Origin of the sequence: Mycobacterium sp. 1245499.0, from assembly GCF_001673615.1 — a bacterium.
In the GTDB taxonomy this organism is placed as follows: Bacteria; Actinomycetota; Actinomycetes; order Mycobacteriales; family Mycobacteriaceae; genus Mycobacterium; species Mycobacterium europaeum_A.
This window is the reverse complement of record NZ_LZMG01000178.1, coordinates 1-2,850: the sequence shown is the minus strand read 5'-3', so window position 1 is coordinate 2,850 and position 2,850 is coordinate 1. Positions and strand designations below refer to the sequence as shown.

The window sequence follows — 2,850 nt, the reverse complement described above, 5'->3', positions numbered from 1 at the left end:
GTCTCGGCCAGCAGCAAATCGAGCTGGGTGGTGATCTTGAATGCCAGCGGGTCGCCGTCGACCACCTGGACCTGGCCACCGACATGCTCGACCAGCGACGCGTCGTCGGTGAAACCCACGCCGCCACCGGCCCGGTAGGCCCCGTAGGCACGCAACAGCAGACCGGTCGCGAAGCCCTGCGGGGTCTGCACGGCACGCAGCCCGGCGCGTTCCGGCGTCCCGAGCACCACCCCGTTGGCGTCCACGGCCTTGATGGTGTCATGCAGGGGCAGGGCCGGCACCACGGCGTCGTGGCCGGCCCGCAGCGCCTCCACCACGCGGATCACCAGCGACGGGGGCGTCAGGGCACGCGCGGCGTCGTGCACGAGGACGTACTCGGGGGCGGCTGTGACGGCGGCCAGGGCCAGGCGCACAGATTCGGTGCGGTCGGTCCCGCCGGCGACGACGGTGGCTCGGCCGGCCTCGACGTCATCAGCCAGCACCCGGCCGGCCTCGTCGATCCGGTCGGCGGGAACGGCCGCCACGACGTGATCGACCACCCCGGCTGCCAACAAACCGGCGACGGCGCGCTGCAGCAGCGTGCGGCCGTCGACCAAACAGAATGCCTTGGGAATACCTGCGGCCAGTCGTTCGCCCGACCCTGCGGCGGGGACGACTGCGACTACGTTGCCTGACGTGCCGGTCTCCGGGGCCAACCCCGGCTGCGGGACCAACCCCGGCTGCGGGACCAACGGAGTGTCAGGACCTTCAGGAAGCGGCGGCCAGAACCTCGTCGAGGATGGTCTCCGCCTTGGCGTCGTCGGTGCTCTCGGCCAGCGCCAACTCGCCGACCAGAATCTGGCGGGCCTTGGCCAGCATGCGCTTCTCGCCGGCCGACAGGCCACGCTCCTGATCGCGACGCCACAGGTCGCGAACTACCTCGGCGACCTTGTTGACATCGCCGGAAGCAAGCTTTTCGAGGTTGGCCTTGTAGCGGCGCGACCAGTTGGTCGGCTCCTCGGTGTGCGGGGCCCGCAGCACCTGGAAAACCTTGTCCAAACCCTCTTGTCCGACGACGTCGCGGACACCCACATACTCAGCGTTCTCGGCGGGAACTCGAACGGTCAGGTCGCCCTGCGCCACCTTCAGGACGAGATATTCTTTTTGCTCCCCTTTGATCGTCCGGGTTTCGATCGCCTCGACTAACGCAGCACCGTGATGCGGGTAAACAACGGTGTCGCCGACCTTGAAGATCATCTGATTCGAGCCCCTTTCGTTACTTCATCCTAACACGGCCGCCTAACTACGCGCGAAGCAACGATGCAGGTCAGGGGCACAACACGCGCAGATTAGGGGTTGACATGCGGACCAAGTCGTGCAGTGCAGCACATTACCAATGCCCCCGACGCGGCCCGGCGGCCGCCTCGAGGACGGCTGTTACGGCGCTCCGGCGCTGGTCTGGCGCCCCGCGCTATCGCGCGCAAGACCTTCCTACTACTGTGCATAGTTGCATCAGTCGAACCGGCTCAGCAGGAGGCTCGAGAGAGTGAACCGCTTCAAGATCCGCCTCGGCCTTCCCGCGCTCGCCGTCGCCGGCGTGATGGCCGTCCTGGCCGCTCTGCTCAGCGGTTGCGGAGCCGGACAGGTCTCGCAGATGGCGGTCCAGGAGCCCGCCATCAACGGCAACAAGGTCACGTTCAACAACGTGGCGCTGCGCAACATCCGGATCCAGGCCTACCAAAGCGGTGATTACCTGCAGCCGGGCCGCACCGTGGACCTGGTGCTGGTGGCCGTCAACCTGTCGCCGAACACGCCCGACCGGCTCGTCGGCATCACCAGCGACATCGGCACGGTGACGGTCAGCGGCGACGCCCGCCTGCCCGCCGGTGGATCGCTATTCATCGGCACGCCCGACGGCGAGAAGGTGGCGCCGGGTCCGGTCGGTTCGAACACCGCCGCGGCCAAGGCGACCATCAATTTGGCCAAGCCCATCTCCAACGGGCTGACCTACAACTTCACCTTCAATTTCGAGAAGGCCGGCCAGGCCACCGTCGCGGTGCCGATCTCGGCCGGGCTGACGCCGCCGCAGCAAAACCAGGCGGGCTAACCGCCTGTCGTGACACGGGCTTGTCGTAGCGGCTCGATACCGTCATGGCGTGGCAACCGCGCGCTCGCAATACCGCTGTTCGGAATGTCGGCATGTCACCGCGAAGTGGGTCGGCCGCTGCATGGAGTGCGGAACCTGGGGCACCGTTGACGAGGTCCCGGTGCTCAGCGCGGTCGCCGGCCGTCGCGGCGCCCTGGCCACGGCGGCGCCGGCCGTGCCCATCACATCCATCGAGCCCAACGCCAGCCAGCACCGCACGACGGGGGTAGACGAACTCGACCGCGTGCTCGGCGGCGGCGTGGTGCCCGGCTCGGTCACGCTGCTGGCCGGCGATCCCGGCGTGGGCAAGTCGACGCTGCTGCTCGAGGTCGCGCATCGCTGGGCGAAAGCGGGCCGCCGCGCCCTGTACATCTCCGGTGAGGAGTCGGCGGGCCAGATCCGGTTGCGCGCGGACCGCATCGGCTGCGGCAGCGACGAGCTCTACCTGGCCGCCGAATCCGACCTGCACACCGTCCTCGAGCACATCGCGACGGTCAGGCCCGCGCTGGTGATCGTGGACTCGGTGCAGACCATGTCCACCACCGAGGCCGACGGTGTGGCCGGCGGCGTCACGCAGGTCCGCGCGGTGACGTCGGCCCTGACCGCGGCGGCCAAGACCAACGGCGTCGCGCTGATCCTGGTCGGGCACGTCACCAAGGACGGGGCCATCGCCGGGCCGCGTTCCCTCGAGCACCTCGTCGACGTGGTGCTGCACTTCGAGGGCG

At 68.7% G+C, this 2,850-nt stretch carries 4 protein-coding genes; 2 read left to right on the top strand and 2 right to left on the bottom strand.

Annotated elements, in window-relative coordinates; genetic code table 11:
* Together ispD and carD are read right to left on the bottom strand one after the other, a co-directional pair.
* The coding region (ispD, locus tag A5646_RS09920; RefSeq protein WP_067021467.1) for a 2-C-methyl-D-erythritol 4-phosphate cytidylyltransferase at nucleotides 1-695 on the bottom strand (695 nt) is incomplete at its 3' end.
* A 52-nt stretch (nucleotides 696-747) separates the two neighbouring features.
* Nucleotides 748-1,236 (bottom strand): RNA polymerase-binding transcription factor CarD, encoded by a 489-nt coding sequence (gene carD, locus A5646_RS09915; RefSeq protein ID WP_003419482.1) that lies wholly within the window; start codon nucleotides 1,234-1,236, stop codon nucleotides 748-750.
* A gap of 289 nt (nucleotides 1,237-1,525) precedes the next feature.
* Here carD and A5646_RS09910 point away from each other — a divergent pair, with 289 nt between their 5' ends.
* Together A5646_RS09910 and A5646_RS09905 are read left to right on the top strand one after the other, a co-directional pair.
* The gene (locus A5646_RS09910; protein ID WP_066877163.1) at nucleotides 1,526-2,086 is read left to right on the top strand and encodes a hypothetical protein; all 561 of its coding nucleotides are present in this window, start codon (nucleotides 1,526-1,528) and stop codon (nucleotides 2,084-2,086) included.
* A 49-nt stretch (nucleotides 2,087-2,135) separates the two neighbouring features.
* The coding region (locus tag A5646_RS09905; RefSeq protein ID WP_082984693.1) for an AAA family ATPase at nucleotides 2,136-2,850 on the top strand (715 nt) is incomplete at its 3' end.

Coding starts and splice junctions, on each gene's coding strand:
- carD (WP_003419482.1), bottom strand. CDS start 1,236: ATGATCTTCAAGGTCGGCGACACCGTTGTTTACCCGCATCACGGTGCT.